General features: G+C 48.3%; 16 protein-coding genes. 6 read left to right on the forward strand and 10 right to left on the reverse strand.

The window, feature by feature from the left end:
* Together U0358_RS13095 and rarD are read left to right on the forward strand one after the other, a co-directional pair.
* Positions 1-465 (forward strand): thioesterase family protein, encoded by a 465-nt coding sequence (locus U0358_RS13095; protein WP_011235772.1) that lies wholly within the window; start codon positions 1-3, stop codon positions 463-465.
* 26 nt (positions 466-491) lie between these two features.
* Entirely contained in the window at positions 492-1,427 is a 936-nt protein-coding gene (gene rarD / locus U0358_RS13100; protein ID WP_322406567.1) for an EamA family transporter RarD, read from the forward strand.
* Here rarD and U0358_RS13105 read toward each other — a convergent pair.
* From U0358_RS13105 to lptM, 8 genes are all read right to left on the reverse strand, one after another.
* A complete protein-coding gene (locus U0358_RS13105; RefSeq protein WP_317497771.1) occupies positions 1,404-1,826 on the reverse strand; it encodes an OsmC family protein in 423 nt (140 codons plus the stop codon). The two genes, rarD and U0358_RS13105, sit on opposite strands and share 24 nt — an antisense overlap.
* A 75-nt stretch (positions 1,827-1,901) precedes the next feature.
* Positions 1,902-4,073, reverse strand: coding sequence for a DNA helicase II (gene uvrD, locus U0358_RS13110; RefSeq protein ID WP_317497772.1), 2,172 nt, complete (start codon positions 4,071-4,073; stop codon positions 1,902-1,904).
* Between the two features lie 97 nt (positions 4,074-4,170).
* Positions 4,171-4,881 carry an HAD-IA family hydrolase gene (locus U0358_RS13115; RefSeq protein WP_322406568.1) on the reverse strand — a complete coding sequence of 237 codons (711 nt, stop codon included), beginning with the start codon at positions 4,879-4,881 and terminating at the stop codon, positions 4,171-4,173.
* A gap of 26 nt (positions 4,882-4,907) precedes the next feature.
* Positions 4,908-5,810, reverse strand: coding sequence for a tyrosine recombinase XerC (locus tag U0358_RS13120; RefSeq protein WP_322406569.1), 903 nt, complete (start codon positions 5,808-5,810; stop codon positions 4,908-4,910).
* Entirely contained in the window at positions 5,797-6,492 is a 696-nt protein-coding gene (locus U0358_RS13125; RefSeq protein ID WP_322406570.1) for a DUF484 family protein, read from the reverse strand. The genes U0358_RS13120 and U0358_RS13125 overlap by 14 nt, the downstream gene beginning before the upstream one ends.
* Positions 6,489-7,316, reverse strand: coding sequence for a diaminopimelate epimerase (gene dapF / locus U0358_RS13130; protein WP_317497776.1), 828 nt, complete (start codon positions 7,314-7,316; stop codon positions 6,489-6,491). The genes U0358_RS13125 and dapF overlap by 4 nt, the downstream gene beginning before the upstream one ends.
* A gap of 2 nt (positions 7,317-7,318) precedes the next feature.
* On the reverse strand, positions 7,319-8,581 hold the full coding sequence (gene lysA / locus U0358_RS13135; protein WP_322406571.1) for a diaminopimelate decarboxylase: 1,263 nt from the start codon (positions 8,579-8,581) through the stop codon (positions 7,319-7,321).
* Complete coding sequence (gene lptM, locus U0358_RS13140) at positions 8,578-8,724, reverse strand: LPS translocon maturation chaperone LptM (RefSeq protein ID WP_011235781.1); 147 nt, start codon at positions 8,722-8,724, stop codon at positions 8,578-8,580. The genes lysA and lptM overlap by 4 nt, the downstream gene beginning before the upstream one ends.
* A 92-nt stretch (positions 8,725-8,816) precedes the next feature.
* On the opposite strand from lptM, the gene hemC reads away from it, so the two are divergent.
* Genes hemC through U0358_RS13160 form a run of 4 tightly spaced genes read left to right on the forward strand, consistent with a single transcriptional unit; the run spans position 8,817 to position 12,774 of the window.
* Entirely contained in the window at positions 8,817-9,758 is a 942-nt protein-coding gene (gene hemC, locus U0358_RS13145) for a hydroxymethylbilane synthase (RefSeq protein WP_317497778.1), read from the forward strand.
* Complete coding sequence (locus tag U0358_RS13150; protein WP_322406572.1) at positions 9,733-10,494, forward strand: uroporphyrinogen-III synthase; 762 nt, start codon at positions 9,733-9,735, stop codon at positions 10,492-10,494. Before hemC ends, U0358_RS13150 begins: the two co-directional genes overlap by 26 nt.
* Complete coding sequence (locus tag U0358_RS13155) at positions 10,487-11,614, forward strand: uroporphyrinogen-III C-methyltransferase (protein WP_322406573.1); 1,128 nt, start codon at positions 10,487-10,489, stop codon at positions 11,612-11,614. Before U0358_RS13150 ends, U0358_RS13155 begins: the two co-directional genes overlap by 8 nt.
* The gene (locus tag U0358_RS13160; RefSeq protein ID WP_322406574.1) at positions 11,611-12,774 is read left to right on the forward strand and encodes a heme biosynthesis HemY N-terminal domain-containing protein; all 1,164 of its coding nucleotides are present in this window, start codon (positions 11,611-11,613) and stop codon (positions 12,772-12,774) included. Before U0358_RS13155 ends, U0358_RS13160 begins: the two co-directional genes overlap by 4 nt.
* Before the next feature lie 23 nt (positions 12,775-12,797).
* Here the strand turns inward: U0358_RS13160 and U0358_RS13165 are convergent, their stop codons facing one another.
* Positions 12,798-13,379, reverse strand: a complete 582-nt coding sequence (locus U0358_RS13165; protein ID WP_322406575.1) for a YceI family protein — start codon at positions 13,377-13,379, stop codon at positions 12,798-12,800.
* Positions 13,379-13,930, reverse strand: a complete 552-nt coding sequence (locus U0358_RS13170; RefSeq protein WP_322406576.1) for a cytochrome b — start codon at positions 13,928-13,930, stop codon at positions 13,379-13,381. Before U0358_RS13170 ends, U0358_RS13165 begins: the two co-directional genes overlap by 1 nt.
* Positions 13,931-14,039 lie beyond the last annotated feature (109 nt).

The following is a 14,039-nucleotide window of genomic DNA, read 5'->3' on the forward strand; positions in this document are numbered from 1 at the left end:
ATGCCGAAAATGAATACACAAACAATACTGACAAAAGTTTCCGAGTTTATGAACACTCAGGTTCCGTTCCAGGCACTGCTTGGCCTGGAAATTACGGAGTTTAACCCTGCGCGTGGTGAAATTCGATTTAAATGGCAGGAGCAACTCATGGGTAATGTGCCACAGCGTATGCTGCATGGTGGGGTTACCGCTACTGCGCTGGATACCGCCGGGGGACTGGTCGCTATAGCCGGCATGGTCGACAGACTGGAGTCTCCTACTGAAGCTTATTTAATGGAGCGTCTTAGCCGTTGTGGTACTATTGACCTTCGGGTTGATTACCTTCGTCCAGGGCGCGGTACCGAATTTATAGCCAGCGCAACCATCATCCGCTCAGGTAATAAAGTCGCGGTGGCACGGATGGAGTTGCACAACGAAGAAGGCACGCACATTGCGTTCGGAACCGGAACTTATCTGGTCGGCTAACGCTGATAAAAAAGGATTCTAGAGACATGTCCGATGACGCCGTTCGGGCGCGGCAAGGCGTTTTCTTCGCACTTGCCGCCTATACTTTTTGGGGCATAGCACCGGTTTACTTCAAGCTGGTGAAACAAGTACCTGCGCTAGAAATACTCTCCCATCGAATTATTTGGGCATTTTTGATGGTGTTTGTACTAATAGTTGCCATGAAACGACTGGACCGCATTCTCCCTATACTAAAAAGCCGCAAATTGGTGCTGCGTTTAACCCTGGCAACCTGTCTGCTGGGTGGTAACTGGTTTTTGTTTATTTGGGCCGTCAACAGTAACCACATGTTAGATGCCAGCCTTGGCTACTACATTAACCCGCTATTGAATGTGGCTATCGGAATGGTGTTTTTTGCCGAACGTATGCGCCGCCTGCAATTAGTTGCCATTGGTATGGCCGTGGTGGGCGTTACCATCCAGATTGTTACCTTTGGCGCGGTACCCTGGGTGGCTTTGGCTTTAGCGTCCAGCTTTGCTATTTACGGCGCCATTCGCAAACGCCTGCCGGTCGATTCTATTAGCGGACTTTGGCTGGAAACCGCTATTCTATTCCCGGTAATGCTTATTTATCTATTGGTGTTTGCCGAATCAGCCAGTAGTGATTTAACCGCTAACCCGTGGACGTTAAACCTGTTACTCGTTGCCGCCGGGCTGGTCACAACCATTCCGCTACTGTGTTTTACCGCGGCGGCACAGCGCCTGCGCTACGCCACGCTGGGCTTTTTCCAGTATATAGCTCCAACATTAATGTTTGCTTTGGCGGTAGTGGTTTACGGTGAGCCTTTAGAAGAAAGTAAGCTGGTCACTTTTATTATTATCTGGAGTGCGCTGGCACTGTACAGTTTCGATTCCATTATACAGCGCCAGCGTGATCGTAAAGCGAAAAAGAAGCTAGCTTCAGCTGAGGCTGGCATCCATTGAGATCTCAGCCTTCAGCACTTTGCTGACAGGACAACCTTCTTTCGCTTTTTCAGCCAGTTTCTGGAATTTGTCTTCGTCAATATCCGGAATACTGGCTTTCACCGTCAGGTGAATTTTAGCGATACTGAAGCCATCGCCATCTTCTTCTAACGACACTTCGGCTTTGGCATCAATACTGTCCGGCTCATAGCCAGATTCACCCAGCATTAACGAAAACGCCATGGCGTAGCAGCCTGCGTGCGCTGCCCCAAGAAGCTCTTCGGGGTTCGTACCCTTGCCATCTTCAAAGCGGCTCTTAAATGAGTATTGGGTGCTGTCTAAAACACCACTTGGCGTTGAAACAACGCCTGAACCTTCTTTTGTACTACCTTTCCACTGTGCATTTGCAGAGCGTTTCATATAATGCCTCCGACATTGTATGTATGTACCCTAAGGGTAGTCGAAGAACGCGGTTTTTGATCACATCTTTACACTTTAGAAAACCGGATCAAGTCGCGCATAGGCAACCACCAGCCACTTGCTGCCGACATTGTCGAAGTTAATCTGAATTCTGGATTGCGGTCCGGTGCCTTCATAGTTCAACACAGTACCATCGCCAAACTTCGGGTGACGTACCCGCTGGCCTAATGAATAACCCGTTTGCTCAAAGCTTTCGTGGCTGGCAGCATTATTGAAGCGGCCATAACTGTTAGGCTTTTCTACCCTCGTTTGCAGCCGTACTTCGTGCAAAGTATCCGCCGGAATTTCACTGATAAAACGACTAATTTTATGGAACAATTCCTGGCCGTAAATACGGCGCTGCTCGGCGTAAGTAAGCACCAACTTCTCCATTGCCCGAGTCATACCGACGTAACAAAGCCGACGCTCTTCTTCCAGTCTTCCGGGTTCATCCATCGACTGCTGAGACGGGAATAAACCTTCTTCCACGCCGGTCATAAATACCAAAGGAAATTCCAAACCTTTAGCACTGTGCAGCGTCATGAGCTGTACGGCATCCTGATATTCATCGGCCTGTTCTTCACCAGCTTCAAGCGAGGCATGTGCCAGAAAAGCATTCAGCGGTGTCATATCTTCTTCGGCATCATCCAGAGTGAAGTTTTCACAGGCGGTGACCAGCTCTTTTAAGTTTTCGACCCGGGTTTCCGCTTTTTCGCCTTTCTCGGCCTCATACATGGCCATCAAGCCGCTTTTCTTAATCACTTCGTCGCTCAGGCGGCCTAACGAAAACTCTTCGGTTTCGTCGTCTAAGTTCTCGATAAAGTCCAAAAACGAACCCACAGCGTTGCGCGCCCGTCCGGCCAGCTGCTTTTCGTTAACCATATATTTTGCCGCCTGCCATAAGGACTCTTCACGCTCTCGCGCCGCCTGCCGGATCATATCCATAGTACGGTTACCGATACCCCGCGTTGGAGTGTTAATCACCCGCTCAATGGCCGCGTCATCATCGCGATTACCCAAAATTCGCAAGTACGCTAGTGCGTCTTTTATTTCCTGACGGTCGAAGAAACGTAAACCGCCATAAATACGATAAGGAACACGCGCATGCAGCAACGCTTCCTCTAAAATACGCGATTGTGCGTTACTTCGGTATAAAATAGCCGAGTCCTGCAGCGAACCACCCTGATCACGCCATTCTTCAATTCGCGCCACAATATAACGGGCTTCGTCCATTTCATTGAAACCGGCATACAAGCTTATTGGTTCGCCGTCGTTACCGTCGGTCCATAAGTCTTTACCCAGACGCCCCGAGTTATTGGAAATAACCGAGTTTGCGGCGCGCAAAATGGTGCTTGTAGAGCGATAATTTTGCTCCAGACGGATAGTCTCAGAGCCTTCAAAGTCCGATAGGAACTGATGAATATTCTCGACTTTAGCACCGCGCCAGCCATAAATGGACTGGTCATCGTCACCCACGATGGTCACGCTGTTCTGGCTACCAGCCAATAAGCGGATCCAGGCATACTGGATGGAGTTGGTGTCCTGAAACTCGTCGACCAGAATATGGCGAAAACGGTTCTGATAGTGCTCGCGGACAATGCGGTTATTACGCAGTAACTCGTGTGCGCGCAGCAGCAGCTCGGCAAAATCCACTAGGCCGGCTCGGTCACAGCTCTCCTGATACAAAGTATAGATTTCTTTTAAGGTTTGCTCTGTAGGGTCGTAGGTTTCAATGTGCTGCGGGCGCAGACCTTCGTCTTTTTTACCATTGATGTACCACTGTGCCTGCTTGGCTGGCCAGCGTTTGTCATCCAGGTTTAAGCTTTTAATTAAACGCTTAATGAGCCGTTGCTGATCATCACTGTCGATTATCTGAAAGTTTTGCGGCAGACCAACGTCCATATAATGAGCGCGCAATAAACGATGCGCCAGACCATGGAAGGTACCAATCCACATACCGCGCACCGAGCTGCCTACCAGTTGCTCAACCCGTCCGCGCATTTCGGCAGCTGCCTTATTGGTAAAGGTAACGGCCAGAATACTAAAGGGCGAATACTGCCGTTCCTGAATAAGCCAGGCAATGCGATGCACCAACACACGGGTTTTGCCACTACCGGCTCCGGCCAGAACCAGCATGTGACCGTCGGTTGCAGATACGGCCTGCTGCTGTCGTTCGTTTAAATCTGCCAGAAGCGGGTGTGTACTCATTAGCGGTCACCTAAATCATTAGTAAGAACTGTATTACGTTATGGCGTCAGTGTAATAGTGCATCACTGTATAAGCAACCAGTAGTTGTTTACGTGTTTTAATCCAGTAAGAGCTGCTGTAGCTGATTCAGATTGTGCAAAGTCACTGTCGGCAAAACAGACATATGCTTTTGCGTGCCCAGCCCTGAGGTTAGCCAGGCGGACTGCCAGCCATGCCGCTGCGCGCCAAGAATATCGGAATATGGATGATCGCCTACATGCAGAAACTCATGCGGTTGCAACTCCGGTAGTTTTCGTTCGGCGGCGGCGAACATATCCGGCAGGGGTTTACCGCGAATGCCATCTCCGGGCTGAATCACTAACTCGAAGTACTTAGCCAGGCCAATTTTATCCGCATTTACATTGCCATTACTCAGTGCAATTAATTTGTAACGCTCCGACAGGGCATCCAATAATTTTATACTGTCTTGTGGCACTTCAAAGTTACTACGCTCGGACAAAAACACATCCATAATGGTGTTCGCTGCCCGAGCCGAATCATCAACACCGAATTTCTCTAACCCCAGTTCCAGGGTTTTCAGGCGCAGTTTAGTCATATCGGTGGCGAGAGTTTCGTCGGTACGGCTCACCTCATCACGGAAGCGGCGCCAGTGATGCATGTCCCACTCAGCAGTTTGCGGGTATTGTTCTGCAATATAGCTGTGAGCGACTTCTTCTGTACGCTGCATAACCGGCACGTTGTCATAAAGCGTGTCGTCTAAATCAAAACTGATAACTTTGGGTAAATGCCAGCGGCGGTGGAACTGCATAACGCGGTACTCTTATTTGATAAAAGTTAAGTCGATTTTTTCCGGGCGCGCGGGTGGGCGCTGTCATAAACACTGGCTAAACGCTTAAAATCCAGATGGGTATACACCTGAGTTGTGGATAAGTTGGCGTGTCCAAGCATTTCCTGCACCGCGCGCAAATCACCACTGGATTCCAGCATATGAGAGGCAAACGAATGCCGTAACTTATGCGGATGCAAGTCGCCAACCACACCTTGTTGTTTACCCCAGTAATTCAGCCGCTGCTGCACAGTACGAGGGCTGATGCGCTGTAGCCTTTTACTCACAAAAAGCGCCAGCTCGGGCTTTTGGTTTAACCAGGCCTGACGCACTGACAGCCATTTTTTTAAGGCTTTTTCAGCACAGCGACCAAAGGGCACAATGCGCGTTTTGCTGCCTTTACCGGTCACCCGTAATTGCATCATACGGTGTTCAATGTGGTCCAGATCAAGGCTCACCAGCTCTGCCAGACGAATGCCGCTGGCATAGAGCAGCTCCATCATCGCTGCATCGCGAATGGCTAAGTCATCATCTGTGGGTAAATCCAGCAAATGGGAAATACTGTCCACATCGAGGTTTTTGGGTAAACGTTTGGGAATTTTCGGTGCCGATACTGACATAGCCGGGTTGTCGTCCATAGCGTTAGATTCCACTATGAACTGGCAAAAGGTACGCCACGCTGACAATTTTAAAGCAATACTGCGTTCACCCAGCCCATTACGCCGCCAGCCAACCAGCAGCCGTTCGATAACAGGGACACGAAGCGCTTTAGGTTCCGTTATTTTCTGCAGTTCAAGAGCCGCGATATCAGCCGCAATAAGGCGCTGATAGTTCTTTAGTGTTAGCTCAGCTAGCCCTCGCTCTCCCTGCAGTTGTTGCATCCATTTTTGCTGCCAGTCATGCAGCTTCATGGTTTTGCAGTAGCCCCGGTAACAATGCGCTGAGCAAGGCCTGTAGCTGATTGATCAGTAACTTGTCCATTGCCGGCTCGAAATGACTGGCGTTAGTATTACCGACCGCCAGCATCCCCAGCTCACCGTTATCGCCTAACAACAGCAGTGCCACGGAAGCTATCTCTTCGTCCTGAAACAACAGCTTATGCTCTTGCTCCGTTAAGCGACCAAGATAGATAGAGCTTTCATTGAAACGTTTGCTTAGTAGCTTTTTGTGAGTGTCGGAGGCAAAGCTGTACTGCTCGCCTAAATCCACCGGGCTGTCGAAAAACTTCAACGACAAGGCCGGCATTTCCAACTCGTTCTCAAAGGTGTTTTGCAATTCATCCAGAACCTGACTCAGGCTCTGACAGCGCAACAGACTGACGTATAAGTTGCTGTAAGCCGAGAAAATAGCTTCATTGCGGCGCGCGTTTATCATCAGCTCGGTAATTTCTTCTTCCAGCTGCTGTGCGCGCAAACGCAGCTTTTGCTGCTGCCGTTCAATTAACGAGACAGCGCCTTTTTCACTGTGTTGAAACTGTAACTGGGCCAGCAAGTCATCATTTCTCGTGAAAAAATCAGGGTTCTCTTGTAAGTATTCTCTTATCAGGCTGTCGTCTAAACGTTCATTTGCAATCATTTTTGATTCGCTACTCATAACACCATCTGTCCATCGTAAACTAATTCTGCGGGGCCGGTCATTTTTACAGGCTGCCCCTGCTGCCAACGGATAATTAAGTCCCCGCCGGGCAAGCTGACTTTTACTCTCTCATTTAATAAGCCTTGCTGAATGCCGGCTACAGCTGCGGCACAGGCGCCACTACCACACGCCATGGTTTCACCTACGCCGCGCTCAAAAACGCGCAGTTTAATTTCATCAGCCGATACTTTCTGCATAAAGCCTACATTCACGCTTTCCGGGAAGCGCTCATGCGCTGCAAGGGCAGCTCCGAGGGTTTCCACTGGCGCAGTATCGACGTTATCCACAGCGATAACACAATGCGGATTGCCCAGACCCAGAACACCACAAAGAACCGTTTCTTCTTGTACTCTTAAAACGTAAGTCTGCTCTGCTTTTTGCGCTTTAAAAGGCACCGCCGCCGGTTCGAATAAGGGTTCGCCCATATCCACCGTCACTTGACCGTCTTTCTCTAAGTGCAGAACCATTTTTCCGGCCTTGGTACTGACCTTAAGGTGATTCTTATTGCTTAAGTTTTTAGCTTTTACAAACTTCGCAAAACAGCGGGCGCCGTTGCCACATTGAGCAACTTCGCTGCCATCGGCATTAAAAATGCGGTAGTGAAAATCCAGGTCAGGGTCATAAGGCGGCTCAACTAACAGCATCTGATCAAAACCAATACCTGTGTGTCGGTCTGCCCAGCGGCGTATTTGATCCGGATTCACATATAAATTCTGAGTGACGTTATCCACCACCATAAAGTCGTTGCCGAGCCCGTGCATTTTTGAAAAATGTAATAACATTTTTATTTGCCTTCCTGGTGTAACAAGTGCTCGCCCCGGACGAGATCGTTAAAACTTTCACGTTCGCGGATCAGTGTAGCATTATCACCAGAGACCAAAACCTCGGGCGGGCGGCCACGACTGTTATAGTTAGACGCCATAGTAAAACCATAGGCACCGGTATGTTTAATAGCCAGTATGTCGCCCTGTTGCACATTTAAGTGCCGTGCGTGTCCGAAAAAGTCACCGGTTTCACACACCGGGCCGACAATATCATTCAACTGGTCGCCGCCGCGCTTATTTTCGTGCGCCGGTAAAATATCGTGCCAGGCCTGGTACAAAGACGGACGTAATAAGTCGTTCATGCCGGCATCGACCAAAACAAAATTCTTATCGTCTGAGGGTTTAATGTATTCCACTGTGGTTAGCAGAACTCCGGCATCCGCCGTAATTGCGCGTCCGGGCTCCAGTACCATAGTAATTTGCGGGTAATTTTCGGCTAACTTAACCAGTTCTTTTAAATAAAAGGACTTATCCAACGGCTCTTCCGGCTGATACGCCACACCAAAACCGCCACCTAAATCCAGGTGTGTCAGCTGGATACCGTCTTTTTCCAGTTCCGAAACCAGATTAAACATGCGCTGAGCGGCATCGAGAAAAGGTTCCGCTGTCATTATTTGCGAACCTATGTGGCAATCCGCACCAATCAGATTAATGTTGGGTAAGCTATGCGCCTTAAGAAACACCGGCTTAGCCAATGACATGCTGATGCCAAACTTGTTGGCTTTCATGCCCGTAGCAATGTACGGATGCGTTTTGGCATCAACGTCGGGGTTCACTCTTAACGACACCGGGGCCTGTTTGTCCATGGCAGCAGCAATGTCCTGAATACGCTCAAGCTCCGCCTCAGACTCTACATTAAAGCAGCCGATGCCCGCTTCCAGCGCCATAATGATTTCGTCTTTGGATTTAGCCACACCGGAAAAAACCACGTCGTCAGCTTTACCGCCGGCCATTAATACACGCTGAAGCTCGCCACCGGAGACAATATCGAAACCCGCGCCATGCTCGGCCAGTAACTGCAGAATAGCTAAGTTGCTATTGGCTTTTACCGCATAACACAGCTTATGAGGTGCGGGCCAGTATTGCTGAAACTCGCGCCAGTTTTTTAGAATCTGACCTTTGGAGTAAACATACAAAGGCGAACTAAAACGCTCAACAAGACTCTCGACGTCGCAGTTTTCAATATGAAACTGGCCATTTTTATAGTCAATTAACTCGCTCATTTGGTGTCTTCCGCCGGCGGCTCTGCAGGTGTATTTTGCTCTGGCATAGGCTCAGGCGTCAGTGGCCCTTTCTGACCACAACCGACTAAAGTCATTAAAATGGCTGATAGCACCAGCGTCTTGATTACAATTCGACTAAACATCGCTAAACTATAGGTATTCCGTTTGGGTTTCTATGGTGCCTATCATCGCACCAGATACCTAAAAAGTCATTAATCGTCGTAAAGGAAAACGAATGACCCAAAGTGTTAGAATTGCAACACGCAAAAGCAAGCTGGCTTTATGGCAAGCTGAACACATTCAACAACGCCTTGAAGAGCTGCATCCGGGCCTGTCGGTAGAACTGGTTCCTATGTCGACCAAAGGCGATGTCATTCTCGATACCCCGCTGGCAAAAATTGGCGGTAAAGGTTTGTTCGTAAAAGAACTGGAAGTGGCGATGCTGGAAGGCCGTGCAGATATTGCCGTACACAGCATGAAAGACTTACCGGTTGAGTTCCCACCGGGACTGGAGCTTCACACCATTTGCGAACGCGAAGACCCGCGCGATGCTTTTGTATCCAACAACTACAAAAACCTTAATGAACTGCCGGAAGGCGCAGTAGTCGGAACCTGCAGTTTGCGCCGCCGCTGCCAGGTAAAAGAGCAATTTCCGCATTTAGTTATAAAAGATTTACGCGGCAACGTTCAAACACGTTTACGCAAACTGGATGACGGTGAATTTGATGCCATTATCCTGGCGGCATCGGGTCTCATTCGACTGGAGCTGGGCGACCGCATTACCTCCTTTATTCCGGTAGAGCAGTCATTACCGGCTAATGGACAAGGCGCACTGGGTATTGAATGCCGCAGCGATGACGACAAAATGAAAGCCTTATTGGCGCCACTGCAATGTCAGGAAACTCGTACGCGGGTGTTAGCTGAGCGGGCAATGAACCGCGGGCTGGATGGCGGTTGTCAGGTGCCTATTGGTGCTTATGCTGAGCTGGAAGGTGATGAAGTCTATTTACGCGGCCTGGTTGGTGAGCCTGATGGGGGAAAAGTGCTTCGTGATGAAGTGCGCGGCCCGGCGTCTAGAGCTGAAGAGTTAGGTTCAGAGCTCGCTGAAAGGTTACTTAAACAAGGTGCAGCCGAAATTCTGAGCGCAGTCTATGACAGTGAATCCAGTCACTCATAAAGCGGTTTTACTGCTGCGTCCGGGCAGGAGTCCGGACGACTTTACTCAACAGCTGCGTGAAACGGGCAGAAAGTGCTTTGTTCACAGTTTTATTGAGATAGAGCCTTTACCTGTGAATAAAGAACAGCTGACCCAGGTTAAACAAGAGCATTGGGATGGCATTGTTATTGTCAGTAAAAATGCAGCTCATTATGCGTCCGAGGCTGGTTTTACCGGGGTTCCTTCTAAATATTATGCAGTCGGACCGGGAACCGCTTCTTTTGCGTGCAGACATTTAAACACTGCAGTTAGCTGTCCGACCTTCATACATCAGTCGGAAGGGTTGCTGGAGTTGTCGGAATTACAAAAGCTGCAGCAACAAAACTGGTTGATCATTCGCGGAGAAGGCGGTCGTGAATTATTAGCGGACGCCATAAGGGCTCGCGGAGCTTCCGTCTATTACTGGGAAGTGTATCGCCGAAAACAACTCACATTGAACGACCCTGAACTGATTCAGCAGTGGATAAGATCAGTTGGTACTATCGTTGTTACCAGCGCTGAACAACTGGGATACTTTTTATCGTCTATGCCAAGTTCTGCCCAAAGCTGGCTGGATAGCTGTCAGTGGATAGTTCCCAGTCATCGTCTGAAAGGTTTGATTCCTTTCGGACAATCAGACAATATCAAAGTAACAGGCAGTGCAGCGGACGCCATATTAATGAATGCGCTAATAGCGGATGGAAAAACCCATGACTGAAGAGAATAAAGTTGAGAACGAAGACGTTCAGAATAATGAACAAAGTAGCGAGAAGAGCACAGAAGAAGAAACCATAACCGCAGAGAAAAGTAGCGGGCGTTTCTTTAAACGCTTAGTCTGGCTTATTGTTTTAATCGCTATTGTTGCCGCCGCATACTGGGGCTACACACGTTTCCCAGGTTTATTTAAGACAGACTCTGAGCAGATAAGTGAACAACCGCAAGAAGATCCGGTTGAAACGCGCTTTAAACAACTTGAGCGTTCTGTTGGGAATCTGGAGCAGCAACTGCAAAATACGGTGCAGTCCCGCGAACTGGATAGGTTGAGTAACACCGACCAACAACTGCAGCGGGAACTGACCAGTTTGCGTCAGAGTATTGAGGATGTACGCGATGACATGCGCAAAACGCCTGCCGAAAAAGCGGCTTACTGGCGTCTACTGGAAATAAAACAAACCTTATCCGCGGCTGCACGAATGATGTGGAGCCAGGACGACTACAAAGCGGCGCTGCAACTTTTGAAATTGGCAGACCAGCAGCTGTCGGGTATTGACAGTCGTAACGCAATTCGTACCCGCGAGAAACTCGCGGGCGATATTGAACGCGTGAATGCCATAGTAGAAGCGGACAACACTGACCTGGCACTGCAACTCGTGGGTCTGCAACAACGCGTGTCTGACCTGCCCGACGAAGTAAACAATAATCAGCAGCGCTTAAGTTCTGACACCCAGACTGTCAGTGGCGATGTTAATGACTGGAAAACGAACCTGAGTGCTAACTGGCAGTCATTCCTTGATAATTTTATTCGCATTCAACCTGTAGAAAGCAATCCTGAGCCTCTACTGAGTAGAACCCAACGCACAGCAATAAACGAACGCATTCAACTCCTATTTACTCTGGCTCAGCAGGCGGCTGTAAAAAATAATGATGAATTGTGGCAGCGCTACCTGGAACAGTTATCTGAGCTAATTGCGCAGGTAAAAGGCGATGGTGCAGCTTCACAGGATATTATTTCGCGTATTAAAGCACTAGGCCAGGAAGACTTTGAACAGCAGAGTATAGAGCAGCTTGAATCGCTGGACTTCATCGCTCAGGCTATTGAGCAGGGAGATGCCTCATGAAATGGATCATCGCTCTGGTTGTCACCATTATATTGGGGGCCATTATTGGACCACTCGCGTCGGGTAACGCGGGCTATGTTTTAGTTCAGTTTGCCGGAGTAGCGATTGAAACGACCGTAGTCGGCCTGTTTGTCGTTACTATTGTGGCAATTGCCGTGCTCAGTGTTGTGGTGTCAATACTGCGCTGGCTGCTTAGCAAAACCCGTCAGGGCCGGAAGTGGTTGGCAAATCGAAGCGAACGTAAAGCTCATAACATTTTCCAACAGGGCATACGTGAGCTGCTGGATGACAATCCCGAAAAAGCGACTGAGAGCCTGTCTAAGGCCTATAAAAAATCTCCTGACAACAACGTTGCCGCGTTAACAGCGGTTGCCGCCTGCCTCAATAAAGACGCCGGAAAGGCAACTTACTGGCACGATGAAGCCGGAGCATTTTATGATAATGCAGATACACTGCTTCAGCTTGTTTCCATTGAGCAGTTGGTAAAAAAAGACCCAGCACAAGCGGATAGAGAAATGCGAAGCTTACTGGAAACTAAGCCACACTCTGCCAATGTACTTAAGTTGGCTTATCGGGTCTTTAAAGCGTCCGGAAACTGGCAGCAACTGAAAGAGTTATTACCAGAGTTGCGCCGTGTAACCGACCTTGCTCCAGCGGAGTTTGACCGTCTTGAATATCAAGTCTATTTTGAACGCTTTGTTGCTGAGGGTCGCAGAAGTAACGAGGTATTGTACAACGAGTGGCGCAGCCTACCCAGTAAACAACGTAGCGACGCAACCATCAGATTAAGTTATGCCGCCGCGTTAAAGCATTTAGGTGATTATGAAGTCTCTGCCAGAGTGGTTTTAAAAGGATTAAAAAGAGGTGAGCTGCAACCGGCTGCCGTTAACTCTTTGCATTTATTTAATGCACAATCGGAGAAGTTGCTGGAGTTTGTTCAAGCTCAGTTGAAGCAAGATCCGGAAAATAGAGATTACCTTTACGCTCTTGCGCAAATCGCTATGGATAATCAGGACTTTTCGTTAGCCCAACGTGCTTTGAAAAAATTAGCAGAAATTGAACCGAGCAGTCACGTTTATCGTTTATTGGGCAACGCCTATCACGCTCTTGGTGATAGTCAGCTAGCAGCTAACGCTTACAAAGAAGCATTAGCTCACTAACTCTACTCAGTTGATTCTGTCGGTTATTGACGTACGCCTTCAATAGATAGTGTCAACTGAACTTCTTTAGCCGCTGGTCCGAGGTTATAGTCGATTCCATAGTCGGCTAAGGTTAAGTCTACTTCACCTTCAAAACCACGGCGGAATCCGCCCCATGGATCCTCGCCAGCGCCAATGTGCTCAACTTCGATAGCGATTTCTTTAGTCACGCCATTAAGAGTGAAGTTGCCATGCAGTGTACCTTCGCCCTCATCATCGTCATCCGGCACGTATTTAGTGCTTTCAAAGGTCGCAGTAGGGTGATCAGATACACTCAAGAAGTCGTCGCCACGTAAGTGCTTATCACGCTCAGCATGGTTAGTATCTACACTGGAGGTATCGATTGTCACTTTAACTGAGGAATTCTCAGGAGCGTCCGCGTCGTAGCTGAAAGAGCCTTCGAAGTCATTGAAACGACCGTATAACCAGCTGTAACCCAAGTGACTAATTTTAAATTGAATAAAGGCGTGCTGGCCTTCAGTATCGATTTTATAGTCTTCTGCCATTGCCGCCGAAGTAAATAAGGTACCGCCCGCTATCGCGGCTGCTATTAATGTCTTTTTCATTACGATTTCCTCTTAGTTTTTCCAAACATTCGAATAAGTGTGCTGTCTTTATTTATAAAGTGATGTTTCAGCGCCACCAGTCCATGACCACCAGCTAGGATCACTAAAGACAACGCTGAGTACCAATGTACCTCACCAGCAATATCTTCCTGCTTTGGTAAATCTGTTATCACTGCTGGCACCGAAAACCAGTCGAATACGCTGATAGAGCTACCATCTGCTGTTGAAATCAAAAAGCCGCTGATCATTACTGTGAATAGCAGCAAATAAAGTAAAAAGTGACCCGCTTTCGCTCCTAACCGTTCAAACTTGCTACCTAAAGGTTTAGGTTTAGTATTGATTAAAGTCCAGAGCACTCGTAAAACCGTTACGATAAGTAAGGTAATGCCAAACGATTTATGCCACCAAGGACCCAAACGATACCACTCATCGTAGTAGGTCAGAGTTAACATCCACCAGCCCAAAGCAAATAAACCAAACACTATTAAGGCCGACAACCAATGAATTAATACCGCGATTAAACCGTATTTATCCGATGTGTTTTTCCACATAAAACTTCCCTAAATTGTTCACGCTTTATATTAGTTCATATTTATAGAATGAAAATATGTATTATTGATAGATTAACATCTAATTTATAGAAATTAGTAGCTTGATAGG

This window comes from Idiomarina sp. PL1-037 (assembly GCF_034422975.1).
Taxonomy (GTDB): Bacteria; Pseudomonadota; Gammaproteobacteria; order Enterobacterales; family Alteromonadaceae; genus Idiomarina.

Bases quoted from the DNA above. Each gene is read 5' to 3' on its own strand.
- U0358_RS13105 (WP_317497771.1), bottom strand. From the start codon at position 1,826: ATGAAACGCTCTGCAAATGCACAGTGGAAAGGTAGTACAAAAGAAGGT.
- uvrD (WP_317497772.1), bottom strand. From the start codon at position 4,073: ATGAGTACACACCCGCTTCTGGCAGATTTAAACGAACGACAGCAGCAG.
- dapF (WP_317497776.1), bottom strand. From the start codon at position 7,316: ATGTTATTACATTTTTCAAAAATGCACGGGCTCGGCAACGACTTTATG.
- U0358_RS13115 (WP_322406568.1), bottom strand. From the start codon at position 4,881: ATGCAGTTCCACCGCCGCTGGCATTTACCCAAAGTTATCAGTTTTGAT.
- hemC (WP_317497778.1), top strand. From the start codon at position 8,817: ATGACCCAAAGTGTTAGAATTGCAACACGCAAAAGCAAGCTGGCTTTA.
- U0358_RS13120 (WP_322406569.1), bottom strand. From the start codon at position 5,810: ATGAAGCTGCATGACTGGCAGCAAAAATGGATGCAACAACTGCAGGGA.
- U0358_RS13160 (WP_322406574.1), top strand. From the start codon at position 11,611: ATGAAATGGATCATCGCTCTGGTTGTCACCATTATATTGGGGGCCATT.
- U0358_RS13165 (WP_322406575.1), bottom strand. From the start codon at position 13,379: ATGAAAAAGACATTAATAGCAGCCGCGATAGCGGGCGGTACCTTATTT.
- lptM (WP_011235781.1), bottom strand. From the start codon at position 8,724: ATGTTTAGTCGAATTGTAATCAAGACGCTGGTGCTATCAGCCATTTTA.
- rarD (WP_322406567.1), top strand. From the start codon at position 492: ATGTCCGATGACGCCGTTCGGGCGCGGCAAGGCGTTTTCTTCGCACTT.
- U0358_RS13170 (WP_322406576.1), bottom strand. From the start codon at position 13,930: ATGTGGAAAAACACATCGGATAAATACGGTTTAATCGCGGTATTAATT.
- U0358_RS13150 (WP_322406572.1), top strand. From the start codon at position 9,733: ATGACAGTGAATCCAGTCACTCATAAAGCGGTTTTACTGCTGCGTCCG.
- U0358_RS13155 (WP_322406573.1), top strand. From the start codon at position 10,487: ATGACTGAAGAGAATAAAGTTGAGAACGAAGACGTTCAGAATAATGAA.
- U0358_RS13125 (WP_322406570.1), bottom strand. From the start codon at position 6,492: ATGAGTAGCGAATCAAAAATGATTGCAAATGAACGTTTAGACGACAGC.
- lysA (WP_322406571.1), bottom strand. From the start codon at position 8,581: ATGAGCGAGTTAATTGACTATAAAAATGGCCAGTTTCATATTGAAAAC.
- U0358_RS13095 (WP_011235772.1), top strand. From the start codon at position 1: ATGCCGAAAATGAATACACAAACAATACTGACAAAAGTTTCCGAGTTT.